We start from the raw sequence: 25,662 nt of genomic DNA, 5'->3' as shown, positions 1-25,662 counted from the left end.
GGCTCACTCCTACAAGGGGTTGTGTTTATTCAGGTGGTTAAGGTGTCAGGCCAGCTCTTTACGCAATTGCCGGGCGGCGGTAACCATATGCACCAGCGCCGCTTCCGTCTCCGGCCAGCCACGGGTTTTCAGGCCGCAGTCCGGGTTGACCCATAGCCGCTCGGCCGGAATACGCTTGGCAGCCTTGCGCAGCAGATTAGCCATTTCCGAAGCATCCGGAATGCGTGGCGAGTGGATGTCGTAGACGCCCGGGCCGATGTCGTTCGGGTAAGCGAACGCTTCGAAGGCCTCCAGCAATTCCATGTCGGAACGTGAGGTTTCGATGGTGATCACGTCGGCATCCATCGCCGCGATGGACTCGATCACATCGTTGAACTCGCTGTAGCACATGTGCGTGTGGATCTGCGTTTCGTCGCGCACACCGGAGGCGCACAGGCGGAACACTTCTGTCGCCCAGTCCAGATAATGCTGCCACTGCGCCTGACGCAACGGCAGACCTTCACGGAACGCCGCTTCGTCGATCTGCACGATCTTGATGCCGGCGGCTTCCAGATCCACCACTTCATCACGAATCGCCAGCGCCAGTTGCCGCGCCTGCACTTCACGGCTGACGTCTTCACGCGGGAACGACCACATCAGCATGGTCACCGGCCCGGTCAGCATGCCTTTCATGACCTTGTCAGTCAGGCCCTGCGCATAACGGATCCACTCCACGGTCATGGCTTTCGGGCGGCTGAGGTCGCCGAAGATCACTGCCGGTTTGACGCAACGCGAACCGTAACTCTGCACCCAGCCAAACCGGGTGAATACGTAGCCGTCGAGTTGCTCGGCGAAGTACTCGACCATGTCGTTGCGCTCGGCTTCACCGTGTACCAGCACATCGAGGCCCAGACGTTCCTGGATTTCCACCGCATGGCGAATTTCGCTGTGCATGGCTTCGGTGTATTCGGCTTCGGTCAGCTTGCCTTGTTTGAACGACTGGCGAGCGAGGCGGATCGACGCGGTTTGCGGAAACGAACCGATCGTCGTGGTCGGGAACAGCGGCAGATCCAGACCGGCACGCTGCTTGGCGATGCGCTGGGGAAACAGCGACTGACGCTGGCTGTCCTTGGCCGTAATCGCGGTGACACGGGCCTGAACAGCCGGTTTGTGAATGCGCGGCGAAGCGGCACGCGCAGCCTGCACCGAACGGCTTTCGGTCAGTGCGCGCAGCACTTTCGGCGCTTCGGGTTCATTGACGGCATGCGCCAGAATCGCCACTTCTTCGCACTTCTGCACAGCGAAGGCCAACCAGCTTTTCAACTCGGCATCAAGCTTGTCTTCGCGGCCCAGATCCACCGGGCTGTGCAGCAGCGAGCAGGACGGCGCCACCCACAAGCGATCACCCAAACGCTCATGGGCATGGCGCAACGTCGCCAAGGCGTTTTCCAGATCGCAACGCCAGACGTTACGCCCGTTGACCACGCCCAGGGACAACACTTTGTAGGCCGGCAGACGATCGAGAATGGTCGGATACTGCTCCGGTGCGCGCACCAGATCGATGTGCAAACCATCGACCGGCAGGTTCGCCGCCAGACCGAGGTTTTCTTCCAAGCCACCGAAGTACGTGGCGAGCAGTTTTTTCAGCGGATCACGCTGAATCTGGTTGTAGGCACGCTCGAACGCGTTCTTCCATTCCTGCGGTAGGTCGAGTACCAGAATCGGTTCGTCGATTTGTACCCACTCGACACCCTGAGCAGCGAGGCGCGCGAAGATCTGCCCATACAACGGCAGCAAGCGATCAAGCAATTCCAGCTTGTCGAATTCGGCGCCCTTGGCCTTGCCCAGCCACAGATACGTCAACGGGCCAATGATCACCGGTTTGACGTTGTGGCCCAGCGCACGGGCTTCTTCGACTTCTTCAAACAACTGATCCCAACCCAACTGGAACTGTTGATCCGCGCTGAATTCCGGGACCAGGTAATGGTAGTTGGTGTCGAACCACTTGGTCATTTCCTGGGCGTGCGCCCCGCCGCAGCAACTGTCGCTGACGCCACGGGCCATGGCGAACAGGGTGTGCAGATTGGCTTTGCCATCGTGCGGGCGGAAGCGCTCAGGGATCACACCGAACATCAGCGAGTGCGTCAGCACCTGGTCGTACCAGGCGAAATCGCCGACCGGCAGCAATTCGATGCCAGCGTTTTTCTGCAAGTCCCAGTGGGCCTTGCGCAGCTCGCGACCGACTTCACGCAGGCCTGCCTCGTTCAGTTCTCCTTTCCAGAACGCCTCTTGCGCTTTCTTCAGTTCGCGGTCGCGACCGATGCGCGGAAATCCAAGGGAATGGGCCAGTGCCATAACAAACAACTCCAGTGTTCTGTTGATGGCGGCCATTGTCGGCAGTGGTCGCTAGTGAGACAAACTCAATTTAATCTTGATCAACACAAGTTTCCCTCATGATCAAATGATCGCAGTCTGTCTCCTGAAAACACTCCGAGGTGAGAGCGTTTGGCACGGCTGAGCGTTTTTTGCGGCGGGAAACTTGTCGGCAATTCAAGCTGTTCGTCGCCATGAAGACGCCCTTTGAAAACTCGATGACGCCTCTGTGTAAACGCTCTCGAACCCGCCCCGGCAGGTCTTTGATTTCGATCTATCGTTAGATCGAAATGGCTGAATTGGCGACCGACTAAAGGTTGCGACAGCTGATGTCTGAGCCTATGTTGCACGCGTGTCTTTTCCCCGCGATTGGAACGCGATCAACACCACCAAGAGGTGAAGAAATGTCAAAGGAATCACGCCCTGCCGTACTTGGGCTGATAGGCAACACTCCGCTTGTGCAGGTCACCCGCTTTGATACCGGGCCGTGCACACTGTTTCTCAAGCTTGAATCGCAGAACCCTGGGGGTTCGATCAAGGATCGCATTGGCCTGGCGATGATCGACGCCGCCGAGCGTGATGGACGTCTGCAACCCGGCGGCACCATCGTCGAAGCCACCGCCGGCAACACCGGCCTGGGTCTGGCACTGGTAGGCCGCGCCAAAGGCTATCGCGTGGTGCTGGTGGTACCGGACAAAATGTCCACCGAGAAAGTCCTGCACTTGAAGGCCATGGGTGCCGAAGTGCACATCACCCGCTCCGATGTCGGCAAGGGTCATCCCGAGTATTACCAGGACGTCGCCGCCCGTTTGGCAAAAGACATTCCCGGCGCGTTTTTCGCCGACCAGTTCAACAACCCGGCCAACCCGTTGGCCCACGAATGCAGCACCGCGCCGGAGATCTGGGCGCAGACCGAACATGATCTGGATGCCATCGTCGTCGGTGTCGGCTCGGCCGGCACGCTGACCGGCCTGAGCCGCTTCTTCAAACGCGTGCAGCCGGATCTGGAAATGGTCCTCGCTGACCCGGTCGGTTCGGTGATGGCCCAATACAGCCGTGACGGTTCGCTGCCGACGCCCGGCTCATGGGCCGTGGAAGGCATCGGTGAGGACTTCATTCCATCGATCACCGACCTCTCCAGCGTGCGCCACGCCTACTCGATCAGCGATGAAGAAAGCTTCGACCACGCCCGTCAGTTGCTCAAAGCCGAAGGCATTCTCGGCGGCTCCTCGACCGGCACCCTGCTCGCCGCCGCATTGCGTTATTGCCGCGAACAGACCGAACCGAAACGTGTGGTCAGCTTCGTTTGCGACACCGGTACGCGCTATCTGTCGAAGGTCTACAACGACCAGTGGATGACCGATCAAGGCCTGTTGCAGCGCAAGGGTTACGGTGATTTGCGTGACCTGATCGCCCGCCGCTTCGAGGACGGCCGCGTGATCAGCGTCGGCCCTGACGACACCCTGCTGACCGCGTTCCAGCGCATGCGCCTGGCGGATGTTTCGCAATTGCCGGTGCTGGTGGAGGGCAAGCAACTGGTCGGCGTGATCGACGAATCCGACATCCTGCTGGCGGTGCACGAAGACGCCGCGCGTTTCAGCCAATCCGTCTCCAGCGTGATGACCGACAAACTGCAAACCCTTGCCCCTGGCGCCAGCCTTGCTGAGCTGGAAACGGTGCTCAGCCGTGGTCTCGTCGCGATCATTGCCGATGCATCGGGCTTCCATGGCCTGATCACTCGCACCGACATGCTCAACCAATTACGGAGATCCCTCGCATGAGTCAGCACGACGATAAATCCCAAGGCTTCGCGACCCGGGTGATCCACGCCGGGCAGACGCCGGACCCGACCACCGGCGCGCTGATGCCGCCGATCTACGCCAACTCCACGTACCTGCAAGACAGCCCCGGCGTGCACAAGGGTTTCGATTACGGCCGCTCGCACAACCCGACGCGTTTTGCCTTGGAACGCTGCGTGGCGGACCTGGAAGGCGGCACCCAGGCGTTTGCCTTTGCTTCCGGGCTGGCAACGATTTCCACGGTGCTCGAACTGATCGATGCCGGTTCGCACGTCATCTCCGGCAATGACTTGTACGGCGGCACGTTCCGCCTGTTCGACAAGGTCCGTCAGCGCAGTGCCGGACACCGTTTCAGCTACGTCGATCTGACTGACCTGGCGGCGTTCGAAGCGGCGCTGCAGGACGACACACGCCTGGTGATTGTCGAGTCACCGACCAACCCGCTGCTGAGCCTGTCGGACCTCGCCGCTATCGCCCGTATCTGCCGTGCACGCGGGATTATCAGCGTGGCCGATAACACCTTTGCCAGCCCATATATTCAGCGGCCGCTGGAGTTGGGTTTCGACATCGTGCTGCACTCGACCACCAAGTATTTGAACGGCCACTCCGATGTGATCGGTGGGATCGCCGTGGTCGGCCAGAACCAGGAACTGGCCGAGAAGCTGGGCTTCTTGCAGAACGCCGTCGGTGCGATTGCCGGGCCGTTCGATGCGTTTCTGACCCTGCGCGGGGTGAAGACGCTGGCGCTGCGCATGGAACGTCATTGCAGCAATGCGCTGGACCTGGCGCAGTGGCTGGAGCAGCAGCCGCAGGTTAAACGCGTCTACTATCCGGGTCTTGAGTCACATCCGCAGCATGAGTTGGCCAAGCGCCAGATGCGTGGTTTCGGCGGGATGATTTCCGTGGACCTGAACAGTGATCTGGACGGTGCACGCCGTTTCCTTGAGAACGTGAAGATCTTCGCCCTCGCGGAAAGTCTCGGCGGCGTGGAAAGCCTGATCGAGCACCCGGCGATCATGACCCACGCAACCATTCCGGCTGATACCCGCGCAAAACTGGGGATTGGCGATGGCCTGGTGCGTCTGTCGGTGGGCGTTGAAGACGTTGAAGACCTGCGCGCCGACCTGGCGCAAGCGCTGCAATCGATCTGACCTGGCAAGAACGACAAAGCCCGCACGAAGCGGGCTTTGGTGTTCGAGTAGGCGGCCAGTGCTGGTCTCTGGCTTACAAGGTTTATCGGGCTTCCCACAGTACCGGGTCAAATTGAAAGTTAGTGCCTCGGCTGCTTCACACGGCATAAGGGCTGGATCTCAGCGCGGAGATCTTTCTAACCGTGTACCTTTCGGAGCGCGCCCCACGCCCCCTTGCTATCCGATTGCGCATCAGTCTGCGTCTTCGCCTACACCTTTGAGCCTAGCAAAGCCTCGTGGACTTGAATCAGAGTTTTTAGACTGATTTGAGCTTTGCTCAAAACGGGCAGGAAGATAAGCGCCTAAAGGCCGCCGATCCCCCCGCCGTACCGCCTCGCTATCGCGATCTATACTCAATCAGTTCGATCATGATTCTGTCGACACCCGCACGCCTGACGGTGTGCCCGTGCCTTTCGCCCACCAGACTGACCCAGGCCAATGAGTCATAACGCCAGCGAACAAACGGCGGACGATGCCTTATCGCTTTGTGGCTGCCGGGTCATGGAGAAAACTATGAAACACAAGCTGTTGTCAGGCGTGCTTCTGGCGGTCGTGGCGACCGTGGTGGTGCCCAGTGTCTGGGCTGCACAACCGCAGGCGTTGGCTTCCGATGGATCGGATCACGTCGGGGCCGGAGCGGTGGCTTCTGATGGTGCCGATCATGTCGGTGCAGGTGCGGTGGCTTCCGACGGCGCCGACCATGTCGGTGCAGGCGCGGTAGCTTCCGACGGTGCTGATCATGTCGGTGCAGGCGCCGTGGCTTCTGATGGTGCCGATCATGTCGGTGCAGGTGCGGTGGCTTCCGACGGCGCCGACCATGTCGGTGCAGGCGCGGTAGCTTCCGACGGTGCTGATCATGTCGGTGCAGGCGCCGTGGCTTCTGATGGTGCTGATCATGTCGGCGCAGGTGCGGTCGCTTCTGATGGTGCCGATCATGTCGGTGCAGGCGCAGTCGCTTCTGATGGTGCCGATCATGTTGGCGCGGGCGCAGTCGCTTCTGATGGTGCCGATCATGTTGGCGCGGGCGCAGTCGCTTCTGATGGTGCCGATCATGTCGGGGCAGGCGCGGTAGCTTCCGACGGTGCTGACCATGTCGGTGCAGGCGCGGTCGCTTCTGATGGTGCCGATCATGTCGGTGCGGGCGCATTGGCGGCAGATGGCGCCGATCGCACCGGCGTCAATCGGGTTGCCTATTCGCGTGTCGGCGTTGGTTCTGATCGCGTCGCCTCCGCACTGATGACCGGCAGTTATTCCGACCAGTTCAACAGTCCCCAGTAATCCTCCTTCGGCGCAACAGGCGGTTTTAGCGAGCTGCCTGTTGAGCGCCGCACTAGCACATTTGTGCTAATCGACCGGCCTGTCAGCTGGCGTTATATTCCCCCGCAACCCCCGATGTTCCTCAACGTTGCCAGTTCGCAGCGTGCGGGATCGTTGTGCCTGGAAATCAGAACAACACCAAGGAAGAAACACCATGAAACTCCATGCAAACCTCACCAAAATCGCCGTATTCGGTGCCGTGCTGCTCAGCGTGGCCGCCTGCCAGACCGTGAAACCGACTGAAGCGAGCATGAAAGAACGCGCTCAGACGGTGATCGGTAAACCGGTGTCGAAAATCGACAACATCCGCAACGACAGCACCCTCACCTACTACACCGCGTACACCCCGGCCGGGGAATACAACTGTGAATTGCCCAGCGGCGTAATCATCGCCGTGGCCAGCATGGGCATGATGTCGCCGCCGCTGTCGTGCCTGCCGAAAGGCGCCTCGCCGATTCCACTGCAGTAACTTCCCCGCCCGGTAAAGGACACCGTTTGCCCATGAAAACCCTGATCGCAACACTCACCCTCAGCGCCCTGTTCCTGACTGGCTGTGCCACGCCGAAACAGTGGGAGGCCACCGGCGGCAGCAAAAACGATGGCGTCGTCCAGGTCTCCTATGAACTGGGCCAATTCGAAAGCGGCCAGACCAGCGCCGAACAAGGCCTGACCGTCGCCGCACAACGCTGCAAGACCTGGGGCTACAAGAACGCCGAAGTGACCGGCTCGGAGAAAAATATCTGCCGCACCATGGGCCAATACAACTGCCTGCAAACCACCATCACCCAGGATTACCTGTGCAAACGCTAGACGCTTGACCCTGTAGGAGCTGTCGAGTGCAACGAGGCTGCGATCTTTTGATCTTGCTCTTCTCATCAGCATCAAAAGATCGCAGCGTGCCGCAGCTCCTACAGCCCCATGGACACCTACAAGGCATTTTCGGTGGGTTCGGGCTGGCGATCGCGCAGGGCTCGCAAGGTCGCGCGCAGTTCGGCCGGGCGTACCGGTTTGGACAGGATGGCGATGTCGCGGTCGTGCAGGGCTGCCTGGATTTTCTCGACGTCATGCCCGGTGATGATCATCGCCGGTACCGCCCAACCGCGCTGCCTGCGCACATCATCAATACATTCGATGCCGGTGGCATGGGTGCCGAGGTCATAGTCGGCGACGATGATGTCGCAGTCGGTGACCAGATCCTGAGCCGTCAACTCGGCCTGAACCACACAGCCCCAGCGCTCCAGCAACGCTGAAGTCGCCAGCAGCACATTGCGGTCATCTTCCACCAGGCACACCTTCAGCCCGGTCAGCAAACCGACTTGGCGCGCCTCATTCCGATTGACCGTTAACGGCGCTGGCGCGGCGATCGGCAACCCGTACAAAGTCACCGCCGTTCCGCGCCCAAGCCGCGAACGCAGAGTAACGCCGACACCAATCAACTCACCCAGACGCTTGACGATCGACAGCCCCAAGCCCACGCCTTCGACGTCTTTGTCGCGCACTTGCCGTACCCGATAAAACTCCTCGAACACCTTGGCCTGATGCTCCTCGGCGATACCGTTGCCACGGTCATAAACCACGATTGACAGCCCTGCCCCGTGCCGACGCACACCGATCAATACCGGCCGATGCGCACCGTATTTGAAGCAGTTGGACAGTACGTTCTGCACCATGGTCGCGAGCAACGCCGGATCCGTGCGCACCCAATATTCACAGGGGCGCACATGCAATTCGACCCCGGCCCAACGCGCGGCTTCAGCGTTCTGGCGAATCAGATCCGCGAGCCATTCCCCTAAATTGAGGGTTTGCAGTTTGGGCAGAACCCGGCCGTTATCAAGGGTGTACAGATCGAGAATCGAGCGGAACAGTTGCGAAACGTTGAGCAACGAACGGTCGATATTGTCGACCAAGCGCCGCTCCTCCTCGCCCAGTCTCGACTCACGCAGACAGGCAGTAAACAGACCGATGGAATGAATCGGCTGACGCAAATCATGACTGGCCTGGGCGAGAAACCGCGACTTTTCCAGATTCGCCGCCACCGCCTCTTCGGAGGCCTTACGCGTGCGTTCCAGCAACAAGTGCGCATAGAACGGAATCACCGTGCTGGTGAGCATCAGCATCAACACCATGAACGGTTGCGCCTGCCACACCGGCGTCAGGCGATAAACACACAGCAATGCCAGCAGCGCCAGCGCCGTGGCAATCGCCAGATAGCGCGAGCCATAGCGCATGCCATTGCCGAGGTTGACCCAGATGATCACCGCGTACAGCGGCAACGCCATCTCGCCGCCCACCACCAGACCAAAGCAGGTGCCGGTGTAATCATGGATCATGGCGAAAATCCGTCGCGCCGGGTAATGCCCTGGCCAGCGCGCAATCGCCTGACGCAGGGCGATCGAGGCCAACAAAAACACAATGATGTAGGTAATGATCGGCAGGTATGTATCGAAGCGCTGGCCTGGCAAAAAACCCAGTATCAGCATGTAAACCACGGCAATACTGGCAATGATGATGCGCAGGTTGGCCTGATCGAGTTCGGTGTTTTTCTCGAACTTCATGGTTAAACGTCCTTGTGCGGCAATCGTCAGTTTCCGAATCAGCCTACAGGCAACCTTCGCGCCCGGTGCTAAGGTGCAAGCCTTGAGTAACGCCTGACCCAGGGAGGGTCATGCCATGACCTGCCGAATTATCATAGCCGACGATCACCCGCTGTTTCGCGAGGCGATGCTGCGCACGGTGCAGCGGTTGCTGCCCGAAGCCGTTATCGAAGAAGCGGGCGATCTCGACGCCGTACTGGCGCTGCTGCCTTTGGGCGAGCCGGACACATTGATTCTCGACTTGCGCTTCCCCGGGCTCACGTGTGTGAGCCAGCTCGCCGAACTGCGTCGACGCTTGCCGCGTACCACGCTGATTGTGGTGTCGATGGTCGATGATGAGTCGCTGATCAGCGAAGTCATGACCGCTGGCATTGACGGTTTTATCGGCAAAAACATTGCCCCCGATGAAATCGGTCAGGCGATTCTGGCGATTCGTGAAGGTGAGGTGCTGGTGAAGTTTGCGCCGTCCGGCTTGCTGCCGCTGGAAACCGGCGCCGCCCTTACGCCTCGTCAGCAAGACGTGCTGCGCTTGATCGCCCAAGGCAAGACCAACAAGGAAATCGCCCGTGAACTGGATATTTCGCCGTTCACGGTGCGGATTCATGTGTCGTCGTTGTTGCGCACATTGAACGTGCCCTCGCGGGCAGCCGCGGTGAAATACGCAGGAACTCTGTAGGCGCAGTCTTCAGCAGCGCCTACACGGGGTCGGTGCGTTATGGATCGACTTGCGCCATCAGCTCCGGCACCGATTCCGGCCGTTTCGCATAACGCTGAGCGAGCACCGCGCAGACCATCAATTGAATCTGATGGAACAGCATCAACGGCAGAATCAACACACCAATCGTGCTACCGGCAAACAACACCTGCGCCATCGGCACACCGGTGGCCAGGCTCTTTTTCGAGCCGCAGAACAAAATGGTGATGCGATCTTCCTGGCTAAAACCGAACGCCTTGCCGAGCAGCGTCGACGCCAGCAAGACCAGCGCCAGCAGGATGCAGCAAACCACCACCAGCCCGAGCAGTTCGACTAGCGGGATCTGATGCCAGATGCCTTCGTTGACCGCTTCACTGAATGCGCCGTAGACCACCAACAGAATCGAACCCTGATCAACGAACTTCAGCCAGTTCTTGTTGCGCCCCACCCACGCGCCGATCCAGCGACGGGCGATCTGCCCGGCAATGAATGGCAGCAACAACTGCACGCTGATTTTCAGAATCGCATCCAGCGTCGATCCGCCATCACCGTGGACGTCGAGCAGCAGCGTCACCAGCAATGGCGTGAGGAAAATCCCGAACAGGCTAGAAGCTGCCGCGCTGCAGATCGCCGCCGGAATATTACCGCGCGCCAGCGAAGTGAAGGCGATCGCCGATTGCACCGTTGCCGGCAGTGCGCACAGGTAAAGCATGCCCATATACAGCTTGTCGCCGATCAACGGAGACAGCAGCGGTTTCAGCACCAGCCCGAGAATCGGGAACAGCACAAAGGTCAGGCCAAATACCAGCAAGTGCAGGCGCCAGTGCCCGGCACCGGCGATGATCGATTCGCGGGACAGTTTGGCGCCGTGCAGGAAAAACAGCAGCGCGATGGCGATGTTGGTCAGCCAGCCGAAGCCGACGGCGACTTGGCCGCTGGCCGGCAGGAAACTGGCCAGCAGTACGACGCCGATCAGCGTCAGGGTGAAGTTGTCGGGCAAAAAGCGTGGGCGAGTCATGGTCGGTTCATCCGGGGGTTGCCAGGGCGTGCCGACGACTCTAACGTGGCTGCGAATTACCGACTAACGCCGAAGGGCCACAAGATGCCGCCTAAAGGACATGACAAAAGCGTTCGGCGCAGCATTCCCGGGCTGCCCAGCCTGCCGCGTCCACTGTACGGGCGCACCGAATCGCTGCCCAATCGCGCCCTGACCCGGCGCCACAGTCACCCGTGGGTGCAGTTGTCCTATGCGATTCAGGGCGTGCTGGAAATCCAGACCAGCGCCGGCCGCTTCGTCGCCCCGCCGGAGCGCGCCGTGTGGATTCCGGCGGGCGTACCGCATCGGGTGTTCAGCTCGCCGCACACGGAAATGCGCAGCCTGTACATAGATTGCAGCGTTGCCGGATGGGCGCTCCAGCGCTGCCATGTACTCGGCGTCAGCGATCTGCTCAGGGAGCTGATCCGCGCGTTCAGTCAGGTTCCGGTGGAGTACGACCAGAGCGGCCCGCATGGACGTCTGGCGCAAGTGATCCTCGATCAACTGGCCGAAGCGCCGCAGATCGACCTGATGCTGCCGCTGCCGCAAGACGCGCGCTTGAAGCAGATCTACCAGAGCCTTGAACAACACCCGGAACAACAGACCACGCTGAGCCACTGGAGCGAGAAGTTCGGCGTCACCGAGAAGACCCTGACCCGCCTGTTTCTGCGCGACACCGGCCTGACCTTCCGCGCCTGGCGCCAGCGCTTGCGCCTGCTCGGCGCGCTGACACCGCTGGAGAAGGGTGAACGCGTCACCGACGTCGCGCTGGCCTGCGGTTACGACTCGACATCGGCGTTTATCGCGGCGTTTCGTCAGCAGTTCGGTGAAACGCCGGGGGAGTTCTTTCGTTGATCAGCGATCCGCCAGCTCTTCCAGTAAATCCGCCGACGGCACGAAATACAGGCTACCGGTGACCGCCGTGCTGAAATCCAGCAACTTGTCGTAGTTGCCCGGCGGCTTGCCAACGAACATGTTTTCCAGCATCTGCTCCATCGGTTCCGGCGAGCGCGCGTAACCGATAAAGAACGTGCCGAACTCCCCTGCCCCCGGTCGGCCGAACGGCATGTTGTCACGCAGAATCTTCACTTCCTCGCCGGCTGCGTTGGTGATAGTGGTCAGCGCACTGTGCGAGTTGCTCGGTTTGACCGCGTCATCCAGTTCGATGTCGGAGAGCTTGGTGCGCCCGATAACGCGTTCCTGCGCTTCAACGCTCAAACCGTTCCACGCGGTCATGTTGTGCAGGTACTTTTGCACCAGCACATAACTGCCACCGCTAAAGCCCGGATCTTCGTCACCGACGATGGTGAAATTGACCGCTTTGCGTCCGACCGGGTTTTCCGTGCCGTCGACAAAACCGATGATGCTGCGCATGTCGAAATAGCGGAACCCCTGAACCTCGTCGACCACCGTCACCGCATCGCCGAGAACCGCCATGATTTGCGTGGCCAGTTCAAAACACAGATCCATTTGATCGGCGCGAATGTGCAGCAGCAGATCGCCCGGGGTTGCCGGCGCGTGCCGCCCTTCCCCGCCAAATTCGCGAAAACCGTGCAGCGATGCCGGGCGTGGATTACCGAAAAGTCGATTCCAGGCGTTCGAGGAAAAGCCGCAGATACAGGTCAGATTGCCTGTCGGTACGCGCTTGCCCACCGAACGCACCAGCCCGGCGACATCGCCGCACCAGTCTTTGACGGTTTGCGCGGCTTCAGCCCCGTCGTTGAGCGTCGCAACGATGAAAATCGCGCTGCTGGTGATCGGACTGCACACCGCTTGAGGTTCGAGAATGTCGGTATTCATCGCTGAAAACATTGCTCCGTAAAAAGTGCCCGAGCTGTTAACGAGGGCGGATAGTTCGTTTTTAACGAACTGTTGCGCAGAAATAAACGATTTTTCTTTGCCGCAAACTGGTCGCTAGCATGGCCTCGTCTGACCCCAATCCAAGAATAGACAGGGAGCGTGACATGCCAGCCACCAACATCAATATCGGCGAACCATGGATGTGGGGCGCCTTCATCGTCTTCGTACTTGCCATGCTGGCATTGGACCTGTTTGTCTTCGGTGGGCGCAAGGCGCATCGGGTCTCAGTGCGCGAAGCCTTGTCCTGGGTCATCGCCTGGTGCCTGCTGGCACTGAGTTTCGCCGCCCTGCTCTGGTGGTATCTGCACGGCGCGTTCGGCGCCGAGATTGCCCGGGAAAAAACCCTCGAATTCCTCACCGGTTATCTGATCGAGCAATCGCTGTCGATCGACAACATGTTCGTCTTCGTGATGATCTTCAGCTACTTCGCCGTGCCGCCGGAGCTGCAACGGCGGGTGCTGCTGTACGGCGTGCTCGGCGCGATCGTGATGCGCGCGGTGATGATTTTTGCCGGGGTGTGGCTGGTGTCGCAGTTCGAATGGCTGCTGTATGCGTTCGGCGTGTTCCTGATCTTCACCGGGATCAAGATGCTGGTGTTTGCCGACCACCAGCCGGACCTGGACAAGAATCCGCTGCTGCGCTGGGTGCGCGGGCATATGCGCATCACCAGTGGTTTTCACGGCGAACGGTTTTTCATCCTGCAGAACGGCGTGCGCTGGGCCACGCCGATGTTTCTGGTGCTGGTGCTGATCGAGGCCAGTGACCTGATGTTCGCGGTCGACAGCATCCCGGCGATTTTCGCCGTGACGACTGATCCGTTCATTGTGTTCACTTCGAATATCTTCGCGATCATGGGCCTGCGCGCGCTGTACTTCCTGCTGGCGGACATGGCGGACCGCTTTCACTTGCTCAAGTACGGGCTGGCGATTGTGCTGGTGTTTATCGGCGGCAAGATGGTGTTGATGCCGTGGTTGCACATGCCGGTGGAATGGTCGCTGGCGGTGGTCGGTGGGGTCATCCTGAGTTCGGTTCTGCTGAGTCTGGTGATGACTAGAGAATCCGAACGCAGCACGGAATGACACACCACAAAACCTTGTAGGAGTGAGCCTGCTCGCGATAGCGGTCTGTCAAACGACGCGATGTTGACTGATCTGGCGCTATCGCGAGCAGGCTCACTCCTACAGGGGGAGCGGTGTTACTTATCGGACTTGATGTTGGTCCACACGCGGGTGCGTACACGCTCAAGTTTTTGCGGCAACGGCTGCACGACGTAGAGGTTTTTCAGCGCTTCCGGGGTCGGTGTCAGGTTCGGGTTGTCAGTGATTTCCTTGTTGATCAGCGGCATCGAATCCTTGTTCGCATTCGGGTAGCCGAGGAAGTCGCTGATCGGCGCAATCACTTTCGGGTCGAGCAAGGTGTTGAGGAATTCATGCGCCTCGGCGACGTTCTTCGCGCTCTTCGGAATGGCGAAGGTGTCGAACCAGATCGGCGCGCCTTCCTTCGGCAAGCGCCAGTCGACCACCACGCCGTTTTTCGCCTCTTTGGCGCGATTGCCGAACTGGTAGAAGCTGCCGGAATAACCGATGGCCACGCAAATATCGCCGTTGGCGATGTCAGTCATGTATTTGGCCGAGTTGAAGTAAGTCACGTACGGGCGAACCTTGAGCATCAGCTCCTTGGCTTTTTCATAGTCGGCGGGGTTCTGGCTGTTCGGGTCGAGGCCCAGATAATGCAGGGCCAGCGGCAGGATTTCCGTCGGCGAATCAAGCATCGCCACGCCGCAGGATTTGAGCTTTTCCATGTTCTCCGGCTTGAACACCAGATCCCAACTGTCCACCGGCGCGTTGTCGCCCAGTGCCGCTTTGACTTTGGCCGGGTTGAAGCCGATCAGCACGGTGCCGACCATGTAAGGCACGCCGTACTGATTGCCCGGATCGTTCTTGCCCAGCAGTTTCAACAGTTCCGGATCCTGATGACTCCAGTTCGGCAGTTTCGATTTATCCAGTTTCTGAAACACGCCTGCCTTGATCTGCGTTTCAAGGAACTGATTCGACGGCACCACCAGGTCGTAGCCGGAGTTGCCGGTCAGCAGTTTGGCTTCGAGGGATTCGTTGGTGTCGAAGGTGTCCCAAGTCACTTTGATGCCGCTTTTTGCGGCGAAATCCTTGGGCACGGACGGCAGGATGTAATCCGCCCAGTTGTACACGCGCAGTTCGCGTTGCTCAGCCTGGACGGCGCCGGCCAACAGCGACAGCCCACACACAGTGGCACCCAGAATGCGTTTCATCGTGACCATGGTTGTTCCCCAAAAGGCAGCGTGAGTTCGATGGTTTTTATGTTCTGTACACGGCAGCGGCTGTAAAGGTAGCCAAGGGTAAAAAGGGTCGAGCGTCTCGTTGTGGTTTTGATTCTTGCTGACAGCGTAGCTGGAGCACAGTGGGGGATGGGCCAAAAGGGGATCGATGTGGCCAATTTGATTGACCGCCGGGATGCGTAAACAACAATGCCCGGCGAAGGGCCGGGCATTGTGCTGAAGCAGATCAGGTCAGTCGGTGTAACCCAACCTGGCCGCCCTGCTCTGCTGAGTCTGGCCGCGTGTCGCCAGGCAGTAATACAACGGAACGGTCACCACCAGGCCGACCAGCCAGGACAAGTCCGCGCCCTCAACCAGATTGGCGTACGGTCCGACGTACAGCGAGGTGTTGGCGAACGGCAACTGCACGAGGATGCCGATAAAGTACGCAATGATCGCGTGCAGATTGAAGCGCCCGTAAATCCCGCCATCGGCGCGGAAGATCGAGGTAATGTCGTAGCAGCCGCGCTTGATCAGATAGAAGTCGATCAGGTTGATCGACGCCCACGGCACCAGCACCAGCAGCAGCGCCAGAATCAAACCGATGAACTCGGAAATGAAATCCGCCGACGCGCCCAGCGCAACCACGCAGCAACCCGCGAGCACCACGCTCGACAACACCACGCGCACCTTGATGCTTGGCGTCCATTGGCTGGCGAAAGTCTGGATCGAGGTGATGATCGACAGCACCGCGCCATACAGATTCAGCGCGTTGTGGCTGATGATATTGAGCAGAAACAGCACCATCAGAATTGGCCCGAGCCAACCCGTCGACTGCTTGACCGCGACCATCGCTTCAGTGCCTTCCGGGGTCGCCAGCACGGCCACCGCGCCGAAGCTGAACGACAGAATCGTGCCCAGCGTCGCGCCCAGATAAGTCGCCCAGAACGGTTTGGCAATGCCAATATCCGCCGGCAAGTAACGCGAATAGTCGGACACATAAGGCGAGAAACTGATCTGCCAGATGATCCCCAGCGACACCGTCGCCAGCCACCCCGACAGGTTAAAACTGCCGCGAGTGAGAAAGTCCGCCGGTAAGTCATGGGCGAAGATATAGATGAAACCGGCGAGCAACGCGCTGCCCATCACCCAGGTGCCAATGCGGTTCAGCGTGTGAATGAAGTTGTAGCCGATCACCCCGATCGCCGTGGCCGCCAGTGCGCCGATCAGAATGCTCAGCGGCGCCGGCACCGAGGGCGCGATGCCGACGATGGATTTGCCGGCGAGCACGATGTTGGAAATAAAGAAACCGATGTAGATCAGCGCGGCGAAGAACACGATCAACAGCGCGCCATAACGGCCGAACTGGCCGCGACTCTGGACCATCTGCGGAATGCCCATGCGCGGGCCTTGCGCCGACGCCAGCGCAATCACCACGCCGCCAATCATGTGCCCCAGCGCAATCGCCAGCAGCCCCCAAAGCAAATCGAGGTGGAACACCTGAACCACCATGGCGCCGGTGACGATGGGCAGTGGCGCAATGTTGGTGCTGAACCAAAGGGTGAATAGGTCGCGGGCCTTCCCGTGGCGTTCCGCGAGTGGGACGTAGTCGACCGTATGGTTCTCGATCAACGGATCTTGCCGGGACATCTGGGACATATGCATGAACTCGAGTTTGTCTGTTCTTATCGTTGTATGAAGCCAAACCGGGAGGACTCTGTGGTCGCCCCTCAGATGCAGACCATATTATGGTATTCCAAACAATTCACAAGACTGGTCCGCAGTTTGCGGCGTTATCTGATATGCCATGCTCGCTGAATCCGTGGCCTGCAGACCAGCCGAAAGCCCCGTAAATGCTGAGTTTCCGACGAACGCGGCACGTTTATCGGTTCAGCTTAAAAGCCCTTGCAAAGATTGAATACTGGTATACCATCAGACCAACAAACACATAAAAACAGCAGCACCACATCCGAGGACCGACCAATGATCGATGCCGCCATCTACAAACAAGTCATGGGCTCGTTCCCGTCCGGCGTAACCGTTATTACCACCCTGGACGATGACGGTCAGATTTTCGGCCTGACTGCCAGTGCGTTCAGCTCGCTGTCGATGGACCCGGCGCTGGTGCTGTTCTGCCCCAACTACAGCTCTGATTCCTACCCGGTACTGATCAAGAACAAGCGTTTTGCCATCCACGTTCTGTCCGGCGGCCAGCAAAGCGAAGCCTACGCCTTTGCCCGCAAAGGCAAGGACAAGGCCCAAGGCATCGAATGGACCTTGAGCGAACTGGGCAACCCGATCCTCGCCAACGCGACGGCTATCATCGAATGTGAACTGTGGCGCGAATACGAAGGCGGCGACCACGCCATCATGGTCGGCGCGGTGAAGAATCTGATCGTCCCCGAGCAAATTAGCGGGCCGCTGGTGTACTGCCACGGCAAGATGGGCGCCCTGCCCGTCCTGGCCTGATCGTCAGCCCCGCACAATTCAACTGTAGGAGTGAGCCTGCTCGCGATAGCGATTTATCCGATGTCGATATGTTTTCTGACACACCGCCATCGCGAGCAGGCTCACTCCTACAAGTTTTGTAGCCTCAACAACAAAAAATCCGAGGAAGCGTCATGAAATTTTCCCTGTTCATCCACATGGAACGCTGGGACGAAAGCGTCAGCCACCGCCAACTGTTCGAAGACCTCACCGAACTGACCCTGATGGCCGAGGCCGGCGGTTTCAGCACCGTGTGGATCGGCGAACACCACGCGATGGAATACACCATCTCGCCAAGCCCGATGCCACTGCTCGCCTACCTCGCCGCCAAGACCACCACCATCCACCTCGGCGCCGGCACCATCATCGCGCCGTTCTGGCACCCGTTGCGGGTAGCCGGTGAATGCGCGTTGCTCGACGTGATCAGCAACGGTCGCATGGAAGTCGGCCTGGCCCGTGGCGCCTATCAGGTTGAATTCGATCGTATGGCCGGCGGCATGCCTGCCTCCAGCGGCGGCCAGGCATTGCGCGAAATGGTCCCGGTGGTCCGCGCCCTGTGGCAAGGCGATTACGCCCACGACGGCGACATCTGGAAATTCCCCACCTCGACCAGCGTACCGAAGCCGATCCAAAAGCCGAATCCGCCGATGTGGATCGCCGCCCGCGACCCGGATTCGCACAACTTCGCCGTGGCCAACGGCTGTAACGTAATGGTCACGCCGCTGATGAAGGGCGACGAAGAAGTCCTCGACCTGAAGAACAAGTTCCAGACCGCACTGGATAACAACCCAGACGTGCCGCGTCCGCAATTGATGGTGCTGCGCCACACCCACGTGCACACCGCTGATAATCCGGACGGCTGGAAAGTCGGCGCGAAAGCGATCTCGCGTTTCTACCGCACCTTCGATGCGTGGTTCGGCAACAAGCAAACCCCGGTCAATGGCTTCCTCGCGCCAAGCCCGGAAGAGAAGTTTGCCGGGCGTCCGGAATTTGAGCTGGAGAGCCTGCACAAGACGGCGATGATTGGTACGCCCGAAGAGATCATTCCGCGGATCAAGTACTACCAGGAACTGGGCGTGGATGAGTTCAGTTTCTGGTGTGACAACAGCTTGCCGCATGAAGAGAAGAAGAAATCGCTGGAGCTGTTTATCAAGCATGTGGTGCCGGCGTTTCGCTAAGTAACCTGGCATCGGAAGGACTTGAAACACGTCATCTGTGGCGAGGGGGCAAGCTCCCTCGCCACACTGAATCAGTGTTCTACGCCAAGCCGCGTCGCCACATCTGCAGGGCCAAGCGTTCGGCCATCGGCAGACTGCAATTCCAGCTTGCGAATGGGCTGGCGGTCCCTTGCATCGACCATCACCGAACCTGGCTCACCCGGCCCATACATGAACTCTCCCCCCCACTGCGATAGCGCAACGATCACGGTCTGCAAGGCTTTGCCGCGCTCTGTCAGCACGTATTCCTTATAGGCACCGCCATCAGCAGCCGGCGCGGTTTGCAGGATGCCCTGCTCCACCAGCCCCTTTAAGCGCGCGCTGAGCATGTTTTTTGCGATATCCAGACTCTTCTGAAAATCATTGAAACGGCGAATTCCGTCCAGCGCATCGCGGATGATCAGTAGTGACCACCAGTCGCCGATCAGGTCCAGCGTGCGGGCAACGGGGCAGGCGTTGCCCTGCAAACTTTTGCGTTTCACTTAGACGTACTCCCTCGTATCAGTGGCCGACCGTGCGGCTTTGGGTTGCATCATACAACTCTGCAGCAGATCCACGACTGTACCGACGCAAAACCAGCACCTGCATACAAGTAGCCGGCGCGCTTTGCGCTGATAGTGAATGCCGCCATTTCGGCACTGAACCCCGAAGCAGGAGTTTCCATGAGTACATTCACCACGCAAGACGGTACCGAGATTTACTACAAGGATTGGGGCAGCGGCAAACCCGTGCTGTTCAGCCATGGCTGGCCGCTGGATGCCGACATGTGGGAATACCAGATGGAATACCTGAGCAGCCGTGGCTATCGCACCATTGCGTTCGATCGCCGTGGTTTCGGCCGTTCCGACCAGCCGTGGACCGGTTACGACTACGACACCTTCGCCGATGACATCGCGCAATTGATCAATCATCTGGACCTGCGCGACGTGACCCTGGTGGGCTTCTCCATGGGCGGCGGCGACGTCAGCCGCTACATCGCCCGGCATGGCAGTGAGCGGGTTGCCGGTCTGGTGTTGTTGGGCGCGGTGACGCCACTGTTCGGCAAGAAAGCCGACTTTCCACAGGGCGTCGACACCTCGGTGTTCGATGGCATCAAGGCCGGCCTGCTGCAGGATCGCGCGCAGTTCATCGCCGATTTCGCTGCGCCGTTCTATGGCACCAACCAAGGCCAGAAAGTCTCTGCCGGCGTGCTCACGCAAACCCTGAATGTCGCCCTGCTGGCGTCACTCAAAGGCACGGTGGATTGCGTTACCGCATTCTCGGAAACCGACTTCCGCCCGGACATGGCCAAAATCGATGTGCCGACGCTAGTGATCCATGGCGACGGCGATCAGATCGTGCCGTTCGAAACCACCGGCAAACAGGCTGCCGCACAAATCAAAGGCGCCGAGTTGAAGGTCTACGCAGGAGCGCCACATGGCTTTGCGGTGACCCATGCGCAGGCGTTGAATGAGGATTTGCTAGCGTTTCTCAAACGCTGAAAATTCGCCATTAAAAAAGTCCGTCGGCATCGGCTTGACGGACTTTTTTGTTACCCTCGTCAAATGACCCCTTCCGACCTCAACGCAATGGACGAAGACATCTCTGTGCAAGCCGCCGATTGGTGCATGCGTCTGCACGATGACGATTGTCCGCCGGCCGTACGCCAGCGCTTCAAGCGCTGGTTACAGCGCAACCCGCGCCACGCTTTCGAGTACGCCAAAATGCTCGAGATCTGGGATCTCAGCGGTCAATTGCCGGATGAACCCGAGACGGCGAAAAAACTCCTCACCGGTCATGGGGTAGCGCCTGAGCGCAAGCGTGAAATCTAGCCGCCAGGTTTTGCCCTTCCCTTCCCGCGGCCAGAGCTGCAGCCCGCATTGTTAAAGGCTTTCGCCGCTCTGCATCAGAATTTTATCTTCACATCCCAGCTTAATAATATTTTACCGATATCCCCCCTCTCCCTAGTCTGACCTCAAGCCAAACGGACAAGCCAACAGCGGCCCGAATCCCACTGCCTTGCTAGGAAGGATGTAGAGATGACCCCTGAAATAATAAAAACAGACACGCTGATCGTGGGTGCCGGCCAAGCGGGCGTGGCCATGAGCGAGCACCTGAGCAAACTCGGTGTGCCGCACCTGGTGCTGGAGCGCGATCGCATTGCCGAACGCTGGCGCACCGGGCGCTGGGACTCGCTGGTTGCCAACGGCCCGGCGTGGCACGACCGCTTCCCTGGACTGGAATTCGATGACGTCGATCCCGACGGATTTGCCCCGAAAGAACGTGTGGCGGATTACTTCGAAGCCTATGCGAAGAAATTCAATGCGCCGATCCGCACCGGCGTTGAGGTGAAAAGCGTGGTGCGCAATGTCGGTCGCCCGGGTTTCACCGTCGAGACATCCGAAGGTGTGATCGAAGCCAACCGCGTGGTCGCCGCGACTGGCCCGTTCCAGAAACCGGTGATCCCGGCGATTGCTCCGCAAGACCAACGTCTGTTGCAGATCCATTCCGCTGATTATCGCAACCCGCAGCAACTGCCGGCAGGCGCAGTGCTGGTGGTCGGCGCTGGTTCTTCCGGGGTGCAGATCGCCGATGAACTGCAACGTTCCGGCAAGCAGGTTTACCTCTCCGTTGGCGCCCATGACCGCCCACCTCGCGCCTATCGCAACCGGGATTTCTGCTGGTGGCTGGGCGTGCTCGGCGAATGGGATCAGGCGGCGATGAAACCGGGGCGCGAGCACGTGACCATCGCCGTCAGCGGCGCCCATGGCGGTCGCACCATCGATTTCCGTGGTCTGGCCCATCGCGGCATGACCCTGGTCGGCGTCACCGAATCGTTCAATAACGGCGTGGTGACTTTCAAGCAAGATCTGCTCGGCAACCTCACTCGCGGCGACGAAAATTATCTGGCGTTGCTGGATGCCGCCGATGCTTACATCGAGCGCAACGGCCTCGACCTGCCGGAAGAACCGGAGGCGCGCGAAACCTATCCGGACCCTGAGTGCGTGAAGAATCCGCTGGCCGATCTGGATCTGGCCAAGGCTGGCGTCACCTCGATTATCTGGGCCACAGGGTTTGCCGTGGATTACTCCTGGCTGCAAGTGAAAGCATTCGATGACAAGGGCAAACCGGTGCATCAGCGCGGCGTGTCGAGCGAACCGGGGGTGTATTTCCTCGGGCTGCCATGGCAGTCACGCCGGGGGTCGTCGTTCATCTGGGGTGTGTGGCACGACGCCAAGCATGTTGCCGATCACATCGCCACCCAGCGCAAGTATCTGGACTACCGCGATGCCGAGCAGCGTGAAGCCGCACTGCATTCGAGCAGCCACAACAAAGCCGCCGATACCGTCGACGCTTGATTGCCTTTTTTCGCTCCGGCGCCGATTGCGCCGGGCCAACCTTCTTCAGGAGCCTTTCATGAGCCAGCCCACCCACACTCGCATCCGCATGTTCAACACCAAAGACACCTACCCCAACCAGACGCTGGACAACGATCTGTGCCAAGCCGTGCGCGCCGGCAACACCGTGTATGTGCGCGGTCAGGTCGGCACGGATTTCGACGGCAATCTGGTCGGTCTCGGCGACCCGCGTGCGCAGGCTGAACAAGCGATGCGCAACGTCAAGCAACTGCTGGAAGAAGCCGGCAGCGACATGAGCCACATCGTCAAAACCACCACCTATCTGATCGACCCGCGTTACCGCGAGGCGGTGTATGGCGAAGTCGGCAAGTGGCTCAAAGGCGTGTTCCCGATTTCCACCGGGCTGGTGGTGTCGGCGCTGGGGCAGCCGCAGTGGTTGATGGAGATTGATGTGATTGCGGTGATTCCTGAGTAAGGCATCACACCGCGTTATGGCCATCGCTGGCAAGCCAGCTCCCACAGGTATCGGGTTGATCACAACATCTGGGCTTAACTCAAAACCCTGTGGGAGCTGGCTTGCCAGCGATGAGGCCCTCAAGGACAACATCTTCCTAGAAAGGAATAAGCAGATGACCTTTTCAATCACAGCCCGCTGCGCCGAAACCGGCCAGTTCGGTGTCGCCATCAGCTCCTCCAGCATCGCCGTCGGCGCCCGCTGTCCGTGGCTGCTGCCGGGGGTCGGCGCGGTGTCGAGCCAGAACATCACCCTGCCGTCCCTCGGCCCGGAAGTCCTTGCGCTGATGGAGCAAGGTTTGACGCCGGACGATGCGCTGGACAAAGTCCTCACCCGCAACGGCTACAGCCAGTACCGCCAGATCACCGCGATCAACTACCTTGGCCAGACCGCGCATTTCAGCGGTGCGCAAACCCTCGGCGTGCACAACGCCGTGACCGGCGAACAGTGCGTCGCCGCCGGCAACATGCTCGCTGGGCGTTCGGTCATCGAAGCGATGGTCAGCGCCTTCGAGGATGGCGAAGGTCAACTGGCTGATCGCCTGCTCAAAGCCCTGCACGCCGCACAAGCGCTCGGCGGTGAAGCCGGCCCGGTGCATTCGGCCGCCGTTGTGGTGGTCGGCGAGCAGACCTGGCCGATCGTCAACCTGCGCGTGGATTGGGCCGATGAAGACCCGATCGGCCAGCTGCAAAAACTCTGGAACGCTTACGAGCCGCAGCTTCAGGACTACATCGACCGCGCCCTCGATCCGGCCAAGGCACCGGGTTATGGCGTGGCCGGGGATGATCGATGAACAGTGTCGAGTTGCTCAAGGCGCTGGTGGCGTTCGACACCACCAGCCGAGAATCCAACTTGCAGCTGATCGAATTCGTCCGCGATTACCTCGAAGGTTTCGACGTCCCGTGTGCGCTGATTTACAACGACGAGCGCAGCAAAGCCAACCTGTTCGCCACGATCGGCCCGGTGGATCAACCGGGCATCGTGCTGTCCGGGCACACCGATGTGGTGCCGGTCGATGGCCAGCCGTGGACGCTGCCGCCGTTCGAACTGACCGAACGCGACGGCAAGGTGTTTGGGCGTGGTACCGCAGACATGAAGGGTTATATCGCCTGCGTGCTGGCCTTGGTGCCATTGCTGGTTAAAACGCCGCTGCGCCTGCCGGTGCACATTGCCCTGTCTTACGACGAAGAGGTTGGCTGCCTCGGCGTGCGCTCGTTGCTCAAGGTCTTGCAGCAACGCCCGATCAAGCCATTGCTGTGCATCATCGGCGAACCGACCGAACTGAAACCGGTGCTTGGCCACAAAGGCAAACTGGCAATGCGCTGCGACGTGCACGGCCATCCGTGCCATTCGGCGTACGCGCCGCTCGGCGTCAATGCGATTGAATACGCCGCCGAACTGATCGCTGAGCTGGGTCGTCTCGGTCAGCAACTGAAAGCGCCGGAGCATCACGATGCGCGCTTCGACCCGCCCTACAGCACGGTGCAAACCGGGGTGATCAGCGGCGGCAAGGCCTTGAACATCGTGCCCGCCGATTGCCGTTTCGATTTCGAAATCCGCGCCCTGCCCTCGCAGGATCCGGCGCTCGTTGCCGAAGCGCTGCAAACCTATGCCGAACGCGAAGTGCTGCCGCGTATGCGCGCGGTCAGTGCGCAGAGTGATATCCGCTTCAGCGCCTTGTCGGCGTATCCGGGATTGGCCACCGATGCACAAAGTCAGGCCGCCGAGCTGATTTCAGTGTTCTGCGGTTCAAAGGATTTCGGCACTGTAGCGTTTGGTACCGAAGGCGGACTGTTTGATGCCGTAGGGATTCCCACGGTGGTCTGCGGCCCCGGCAGCATGGATCAGGGCCACAAACCCGACGAGTTTGTCGCCCTCGAACAGTTGCAGGCGTGCGATGCCATACTGCAACGGATGCTGGCGTTTATCAGCCTCTGACCAGCGGCTCGACGGCACTCACGAGTGCAGTCGGGCCATTTCTATGCGGCAATGGTCAACAAACAACTGCACCGGTTTGGTCAGTTGCACCCGCCGCAACCAGGCCGCCGACAAGCCCGACCCGGTGACGTTTTCCGCCAGCGGCACACAGACGACTTGCTGGCCGTCGTAGGTGTAGTCGCTGAACGGTTTGGTCACCAGAATCGAGAAGCCGAAACCGTTGCCGACCATGCCGCGCACCATCTCGATCGATGGCGAGCTGAAGACGATGTTCGGCGTCAGCCCGCGCTCTTCGAAGATGCTCACGAAATAGGTGCGGCTCGGCACCACGTCGAGCAGAATCATCGGTTCCAGCACCAGATCATGCAGCGAGACTTTCGCCTGTTGCGCAAAGCGATGGCTGGCCGGCAGCAACGCATAAGGCTGCTGCGGCGGCATCAGCGGCGTGGTTTCAATGGTGCTGTCCAGATCGTGCTCGAACATCATCGCGACGTCGATGCTGCCAGCGGTCAGAGCCTGTACCAGCTCTTGTTGCTCGCCATCACGAATGCGGATTTCCACCCCCGGCCAGCGCGCCTTGAACCCGGCGATCAGGCGCGGCAGGTACAGCGGCGCGACGGTTTCGAAACAGCCGATATCGATCTGCCCCGCGACCACATCATTGTCGGCCAGGGCGTTCTGCTCAAACTCATGGGCCACCCGCAGCAACTCCAGCGCCTTGCGATAGAACCGCGAACCGCTGGGCGTCAGAGAGACGCCTTGGGCGTGATGGCGAATGAACAACTGCACGCCGAAACTTTCCTCCAGATGCTTGATGGCCGTGGAGACCGAGGGTTGCGCGATGTAGAGCTTGCGCGAGGCTTCGGCGACGCTGCCGCAATCAGCCGTGGTAACGAAATATTTGAGCTGGCGCAGGTTGTAGGCGGCCATGTGAGTCTCCCAAAGAGCGCGGGTGTTCGCCCTGTTTCCCTGGCGCACGATCAAGCTTGAACATACCGGACGCCGGCGCCAGCCGAAGCATATTTTTTTTAAG

Annotated in this window: 24 protein-coding genes; 15 read left to right on the top strand and 9 right to left on the bottom strand. The window is 59.8% G+C overall.

Annotated elements, in window-relative coordinates; translation table 11 throughout:
- Nucleotides 1–45: 45 nt before the first annotated feature.
- The gene (metE, locus tag ACZZ0A_RS08870; protein ID WP_463542882.1) at nt 46–2,334 is read right to left on the bottom strand and encodes a 5-methyltetrahydropteroyltriglutamate--homocysteine S-methyltransferase; all 2,289 of its coding nucleotides are present in this window, start codon (nt 2,332–2,334) and stop codon (nt 46–48) included.
- Nucleotides 2,335–2,756: 422 nt separating this feature from the next.
- Between metE and ACZZ0A_RS08865 the strand changes: the two genes are divergently transcribed.
- The gene (locus ACZZ0A_RS08865) at nt 2,757–4,133 is read left to right on the top strand and encodes a pyridoxal-phosphate dependent enzyme (protein ID WP_095111476.1); all 1,377 of its coding nucleotides are present in this window, start codon (nt 2,757–2,759) and stop codon (nt 4,131–4,133) included.
- Nucleotides 4,130–5,302 (top strand): cystathionine gamma-synthase, encoded by a 1,173-nt coding sequence (locus ACZZ0A_RS08860; protein ID WP_141128681.1) that lies wholly within the window; start codon nt 4,130–4,132, stop codon nt 5,300–5,302. Before ACZZ0A_RS08865 ends, ACZZ0A_RS08860 begins: the two co-directional genes overlap by 4 nt.
- A gap of 570 nt (nt 5,303–5,872) precedes the next feature.
- Here the strand turns inward: ACZZ0A_RS08860 and ACZZ0A_RS08855 are convergent.
- Entirely contained in the window at nt 5,873–6,472 is a 600-nt protein-coding gene (locus ACZZ0A_RS08855; protein WP_463542881.1) for a hypothetical protein, read from the bottom strand.
- A 340-nt stretch (nt 6,473–6,812) separates the two neighbouring features.
- Here ACZZ0A_RS08855 and ACZZ0A_RS08850 point away from each other — a divergent pair, with 340 nt between their 5' ends.
- Nucleotides 6,813–7,127, top strand: coding sequence for a hypothetical protein (locus ACZZ0A_RS08850; protein ID WP_007918063.1), 315 nt, complete (start codon nt 6,813–6,815; stop codon nt 7,125–7,127).
- Nucleotides 7,128–7,159: 32 nt separating this feature from the next.
- Nucleotides 7,160–7,468 carry a YecR family lipoprotein gene (gene yecR, locus ACZZ0A_RS08845; protein ID WP_007918065.1) on the top strand — a complete coding sequence of 103 codons (309 nt, stop codon included), beginning with the start codon at nt 7,160–7,162 and terminating at the stop codon, nt 7,466–7,468.
- Between the two features lie 116 nt (nt 7,469–7,584).
- On the opposite strand, the gene ACZZ0A_RS08840 is transcribed toward yecR, so the two are convergent.
- Nucleotides 7,585–9,213, bottom strand: coding sequence for an ATP-binding response regulator (locus ACZZ0A_RS08840; RefSeq protein ID WP_007949861.1), 1,629 nt, complete (start codon nt 9,211–9,213; stop codon nt 7,585–7,587).
- A gap of 115 nt (nt 9,214–9,328) precedes the next feature.
- Between ACZZ0A_RS08840 and ACZZ0A_RS08835 the strand changes: the two genes are divergently transcribed.
- Complete coding sequence (locus ACZZ0A_RS08835; RefSeq protein WP_007910868.1) at nt 9,329–9,928, top strand: response regulator transcription factor; 600 nt, start codon at nt 9,329–9,331, stop codon at nt 9,926–9,928.
- Nucleotides 9,929–9,965: 37 nt separating this feature from the next.
- On the opposite strand, the gene ACZZ0A_RS08830 is transcribed toward ACZZ0A_RS08835, so the two are convergent.
- Nucleotides 9,966–10,964, bottom strand: a complete 999-nt coding sequence (locus ACZZ0A_RS08830) for a bile acid:sodium symporter family protein (protein ID WP_414894009.1) — start codon at nt 10,962–10,964, stop codon at nt 9,966–9,968.
- 84 nt (nt 10,965–11,048) lie between these two features.
- Between ACZZ0A_RS08830 and ACZZ0A_RS08825 the strand changes: the two genes are divergently transcribed.
- Nucleotides 11,049–11,837 carry an AraC family transcriptional regulator gene (locus tag ACZZ0A_RS08825; protein WP_463542880.1) on the top strand — a complete coding sequence of 263 codons (789 nt, stop codon included), beginning with the start codon at nt 11,049–11,051 and terminating at the stop codon, nt 11,835–11,837.
- Here the strand turns inward: ACZZ0A_RS08825 and ACZZ0A_RS08820 are convergent, their stop codons facing one another.
- The gene (locus ACZZ0A_RS08820; RefSeq protein ID WP_123374975.1) at nt 11,838–12,782 is read right to left on the bottom strand and encodes a Dyp-type peroxidase; all 945 of its coding nucleotides are present in this window, start codon (nt 12,780–12,782) and stop codon (nt 11,838–11,840) included.
- Nucleotides 12,783–12,946: 164 nt separating this feature from the next.
- Here ACZZ0A_RS08820 and ACZZ0A_RS08815 point away from each other — a divergent pair, with 164 nt between their 5' ends.
- Nucleotides 12,947–13,921 (top strand): TerC family protein, encoded by a 975-nt coding sequence (locus ACZZ0A_RS08815; protein ID WP_123374974.1) that lies wholly within the window; start codon nt 12,947–12,949, stop codon nt 13,919–13,921.
- A gap of 116 nt (nt 13,922–14,037) precedes the next feature.
- On the opposite strand, the gene ACZZ0A_RS08810 is transcribed toward ACZZ0A_RS08815, so the two are convergent.
- Nucleotides 14,038–15,138: a polyamine ABC transporter substrate-binding protein gene (locus tag ACZZ0A_RS08810; RefSeq protein ID WP_007910859.1), complete on the bottom strand. Its 1,101-nt coding sequence runs from the start codon at nt 15,136–15,138 to the stop codon at nt 14,038–14,040.
- 249 nt (nt 15,139–15,387) lie between these two features.
- On the bottom strand, nt 15,388–16,794 hold the full coding sequence (locus ACZZ0A_RS08805; RefSeq protein ID WP_447784728.1) for a purine-cytosine permease family protein: 1,407 nt from the start codon (nt 16,792–16,794) through the stop codon (nt 15,388–15,390).
- 324 nt (nt 16,795–17,118) lie between these two features.
- On the opposite strand from ACZZ0A_RS08805, the gene ACZZ0A_RS08800 reads away from it, so the two are divergent.
- A complete protein-coding gene (locus ACZZ0A_RS08800) occupies nt 17,119–17,604 on the top strand; it encodes a flavin reductase family protein (protein ID WP_463542879.1) in 486 nt (161 codons plus the stop codon).
- A gap of 152 nt (nt 17,605–17,756) precedes the next feature.
- Nucleotides 17,757–18,800: an LLM class flavin-dependent oxidoreductase gene (locus ACZZ0A_RS08795; RefSeq protein WP_007910852.1), complete on the top strand. Its 1,044-nt coding sequence runs from the start codon at nt 17,757–17,759 to the stop codon at nt 18,798–18,800.
- A gap of 71 nt (nt 18,801–18,871) precedes the next feature.
- Here the strand turns inward: ACZZ0A_RS08795 and ACZZ0A_RS08790 are convergent, their stop codons facing one another.
- A complete protein-coding gene (locus ACZZ0A_RS08790; RefSeq protein WP_095111481.1) occupies nt 18,872–19,321 on the bottom strand; it encodes a winged helix-turn-helix transcriptional regulator in 450 nt (149 codons plus the stop codon).
- 180 nt (nt 19,322–19,501) lie between these two features.
- On the opposite strand from ACZZ0A_RS08790, the gene ACZZ0A_RS08785 reads away from it, so the two are divergent.
- From ACZZ0A_RS08785 to argE, 6 genes are all read left to right on the top strand, one after another.
- Complete coding sequence (locus ACZZ0A_RS08785; RefSeq protein WP_007910848.1) at nt 19,502–20,320, top strand: alpha/beta fold hydrolase; 819 nt, start codon at nt 19,502–19,504, stop codon at nt 20,318–20,320.
- Nucleotides 20,321–20,383: 63 nt separating this feature from the next.
- A complete protein-coding gene (locus tag ACZZ0A_RS08780) occupies nt 20,384–20,650 on the top strand; it encodes a FecR/PupR family sigma factor regulator (protein ID WP_414894013.1) in 267 nt (88 codons plus the stop codon).
- 207 nt (nt 20,651–20,857) lie between these two features.
- Nucleotides 20,858–22,177 (top strand): flavin-containing monooxygenase, encoded by a 1,320-nt coding sequence (locus tag ACZZ0A_RS08775; protein ID WP_414894014.1) that lies wholly within the window; start codon nt 20,858–20,860, stop codon nt 22,175–22,177.
- A gap of 58 nt (nt 22,178–22,235) precedes the next feature.
- Nucleotides 22,236–22,652, top strand: a complete 417-nt coding sequence (locus ACZZ0A_RS08770) for a RidA family protein (RefSeq protein WP_007910844.1) — start codon at nt 22,236–22,238, stop codon at nt 22,650–22,652.
- 154 nt (nt 22,653–22,806) lie between these two features.
- Nucleotides 22,807–23,484 carry a DUF1028 domain-containing protein gene (locus ACZZ0A_RS08765; protein ID WP_414894015.1) on the top strand — a complete coding sequence of 226 codons (678 nt, stop codon included), beginning with the start codon at nt 22,807–22,809 and terminating at the stop codon, nt 23,482–23,484.
- Nucleotides 23,481–24,629 (top strand): acetylornithine deacetylase, encoded by a 1,149-nt coding sequence (gene argE / locus ACZZ0A_RS08760; protein WP_414894016.1) that lies wholly within the window; start codon nt 23,481–23,483, stop codon nt 24,627–24,629. The genes ACZZ0A_RS08765 and argE overlap by 4 nt, the downstream gene beginning before the upstream one ends.
- Before the next feature lie 18 nt (nt 24,630–24,647).
- On the opposite strand, the gene ACZZ0A_RS08755 is transcribed toward argE, so the two are convergent.
- Entirely contained in the window at nt 24,648–25,559 is a 912-nt protein-coding gene (locus tag ACZZ0A_RS08755) for a LysR family transcriptional regulator (RefSeq protein ID WP_463542878.1), read from the bottom strand.
- Between the last annotated feature and the right edge of the window lie 103 nt (nt 25,560–25,662).

The sequence above is a fragment of the Pseudomonas sp. AC242 genome, assembly GCF_979258655.1.
The sequence above is the reverse complement of the archived record's forward strand: the minus strand, read 5'-3'. Positions and strand labels throughout refer to the sequence as shown.

What these genes read in the sequence shown, in the direction of transcription:
- ACZZ0A_RS08830 (WP_414894009.1), bottom strand. Translation starts at nt 10,964, where the DNA reads ATGACTCGCCCACGCTTTTTGCCCGACAACTTCACCCTGACGCTGATC.
- yecR (WP_007918065.1), top strand. Translation starts at nt 7,160, where the DNA reads ATGAAAACCCTGATCGCAACACTCACCCTCAGCGCCCTGTTCCTGACT.
- ACZZ0A_RS08775 (WP_414894014.1), top strand. Translation starts at nt 20,858, where the DNA reads ATGACCCCTGAAATAATAAAAACAGACACGCTGATCGTGGGTGCCGGC.
- argE (WP_414894016.1), top strand. Translation starts at nt 23,481, where the DNA reads ATGAACAGTGTCGAGTTGCTCAAGGCGCTGGTGGCGTTCGACACCACC.
- ACZZ0A_RS08765 (WP_414894015.1), top strand. Translation starts at nt 22,807, where the DNA reads ATGACCTTTTCAATCACAGCCCGCTGCGCCGAAACCGGCCAGTTCGGT.
- ACZZ0A_RS08855 (WP_463542881.1), bottom strand. Translation starts at nt 6,472, where the DNA reads ATGATCGGCACCATCAGAAGCGACCGCGCCTGCACCGACATGGTCAGC.
- ACZZ0A_RS08820 (WP_123374975.1), bottom strand. Translation starts at nt 12,782, where the DNA reads ATGAATACCGACATTCTCGAACCTCAAGCGGTGTGCAGTCCGATCACC.
- ACZZ0A_RS08850 (WP_007918063.1), top strand. Translation starts at nt 6,813, where the DNA reads ATGAAACTCCATGCAAACCTCACCAAAATCGCCGTATTCGGTGCCGTG.
- ACZZ0A_RS08865 (WP_095111476.1), top strand. Translation starts at nt 2,757, where the DNA reads ATGTCAAAGGAATCACGCCCTGCCGTACTTGGGCTGATAGGCAACACT.
- ACZZ0A_RS08755 (WP_463542878.1), bottom strand. Translation starts at nt 25,559, where the DNA reads ATGGCCGCCTACAACCTGCGCCAGCTCAAATATTTCGTTACCACGGCT.
- ACZZ0A_RS08805 (WP_447784728.1), bottom strand. Translation starts at nt 16,794, where the DNA reads ATGTCCCAGATGTCCCGGCAAGATCCGTTGATCGAGAACCATACGGTC.
- ACZZ0A_RS08840 (WP_007949861.1), bottom strand. Translation starts at nt 9,213, where the DNA reads ATGAAGTTCGAGAAAAACACCGAACTCGATCAGGCCAACCTGCGCATC.
- ACZZ0A_RS08770 (WP_007910844.1), top strand. Translation starts at nt 22,236, where the DNA reads ATGAGCCAGCCCACCCACACTCGCATCCGCATGTTCAACACCAAAGAC.
- ACZZ0A_RS08785 (WP_007910848.1), top strand. Translation starts at nt 19,502, where the DNA reads ATGAGTACATTCACCACGCAAGACGGTACCGAGATTTACTACAAGGAT.
- ACZZ0A_RS08780 (WP_414894013.1), top strand. Translation starts at nt 20,384, where the DNA reads ATGACCCCTTCCGACCTCAACGCAATGGACGAAGACATCTCTGTGCAA.
- ACZZ0A_RS08810 (WP_007910859.1), bottom strand. Translation starts at nt 15,138, where the DNA reads ATGGTCACGATGAAACGCATTCTGGGTGCCACTGTGTGTGGGCTGTCG.
- ACZZ0A_RS08800 (WP_463542879.1), top strand. Translation starts at nt 17,119, where the DNA reads ATGATCGATGCCGCCATCTACAAACAAGTCATGGGCTCGTTCCCGTCC.
- ACZZ0A_RS08835 (WP_007910868.1), top strand. Translation starts at nt 9,329, where the DNA reads ATGACCTGCCGAATTATCATAGCCGACGATCACCCGCTGTTTCGCGAG.
- ACZZ0A_RS08825 (WP_463542880.1), top strand. Translation starts at nt 11,049, where the DNA reads ATGCCGCCTAAAGGACATGACAAAAGCGTTCGGCGCAGCATTCCCGGG.
- ACZZ0A_RS08815 (WP_123374974.1), top strand. Translation starts at nt 12,947, where the DNA reads ATGCCAGCCACCAACATCAATATCGGCGAACCATGGATGTGGGGCGCC.
- metE (WP_463542882.1), bottom strand. Translation starts at nt 2,334, where the DNA reads ATGGCACTGGCCCATTCCCTTGGATTTCCGCGCATCGGTCGCGACCGC.
- ACZZ0A_RS08795 (WP_007910852.1), top strand. Translation starts at nt 17,757, where the DNA reads ATGAAATTTTCCCTGTTCATCCACATGGAACGCTGGGACGAAAGCGTC.
- ACZZ0A_RS08860 (WP_141128681.1), top strand. Translation starts at nt 4,130, where the DNA reads ATGAGTCAGCACGACGATAAATCCCAAGGCTTCGCGACCCGGGTGATC.